The 1,553-nt window shown below is 56.2% G+C and carries 1 rRNA gene; it reads left to right on the plus strand.

The annotated features are described in order from the left end of the window. Nucleotides 1-1,528, plus strand: a 23S ribosomal RNA gene (locus AC5WRL_RS28055); the annotation flags it as partial. Nucleotides 1,529-1,553 lie beyond the last annotated feature (25 nt).

Genomic DNA, 1,553 nt, shown 5'->3' on the forward strand with positions numbered 1-1,553 from the left:
GGAGTGGTGGAGTCGGTGGTCCAGACCTGTAGTAGGTGAGTGATGGGGTGACGCAGGAAGGTAGTCCAGCCCGGGCGGTGGTTGTCCCGGGGTAAGGGTGTGGCCCGTGGAGCAGGTAAATCCGTTCCACACGAGGGTGAGACCTGATGCCGAGCCGATTGTGGTGAAGTGGATGATCCTATGCTGTCGAGAAAAGCCTCTAGCGAGTTTCACAATGGCCCGTACCCTAAACCGACTCAGGTGGTCAGGTAGAGTATACCGAGGCGTTCGGGTGAACTATGGTTAAGGAACTCGGCAAAATGCCCCCGTAACTTCGGGAGAAGGGGGGCCATTTCCGGTGATGAGTCTTGCACTCGGAGCTGGGGGTGGCCGCAGAGACCAGCGAGAAGCGACTGTTTACTAAAAACACAGGTCCGTGCGAAGCTGTAAGGCGATGTATACGGACTGACGCCTGCCCGGTGCTGGAACGTTAAGGGGACCGGTTAGCTCTGTTTCGACAGGGCGAAGCTGAGAACTTAAGCGCCAGTAAACGGCGGTGGTAACTATAACCATCCTAAGGTAGCGAAATTCCTTGTCGGGTAAGTTCCGACCTGCACGAATGGCGTAACGACTTCTTGACTGTCTCAACCATAGGCCCGGTGAAATTGCACTACGAGTAAAGATGCTCGTTTCGCGCAGCAGGACGGAAAGACCCCGGGACCTTTACTATAGCTTGATATTGGTGTTCGGTTCGGTTTGTGTAGGATAGGTGGGAGACTGTGAAGCCTGGACGCTAGTTCGGGTGGAGTCGTTGTTGAAATACCACTCTGATCGTGCTGGATGTCTAACCTGGGTCCGTGATCCGGATCGGGGACAGTGTCTGGTGGGTAGTTTAACTGGGGCGGTTGCCTCCTAAAGAGTAACGGAGGCGCCCAAAGGTTCCCTCAGCCTGGTTGGTCATCAGGTGGTGAGTGTAAGTGCACAAGGGAGCTTGACTGTGAGACTGGCAGGTCGAGCAGGTGCGAAAGCAGGGACTAGTGATCCGGCGGTGGTTTGTGGAAGCGCCGTCGCTCAACGGATAAAAGGTACCCCGGGGATAACAGGCTGATCTTCCCCAAGAGTCCGTATCGACGGGATGGTTTGGCACCTCGATGTCGGCTCGTCGCATCCTGGGGCTGGAGTTGGTCCCAAGGGTTGGGCTGTTCGCCCATTAAAGCGGTACGCGAGCTGGGTTTAGAACGTCGTGAGACAGTTCGGTCCCTATCCGCTGCGCGCGTAGGAGTCTTGAGAAGGGCTGTCCCTAGTACGAGAGGACCGGGACGGACGAACCTCTGGTGTGCCAGTTGTTCTGCCAAGGGCATGGCTGGTTGGCTACGTTCGGAAAGGATAACCGCTGAAAGCATCTAAGCGGGAAGCCTGCTTCGAGATGAGGGCTCCCTCCCACTTGATGGGGTAAGGCTCCCTGTAGACGACAGGGTTGATAGGCCAGATATGGAAGCCTCGTGAGAGGTGGAGTTGACTGGTACTAATAGGCCGAGGGCTTGTCCTCAGATGCTCGCGTCCACTGTGAATTT

Source organism: Streptomyces sp. NTD107 (assembly GCF_059510435.1).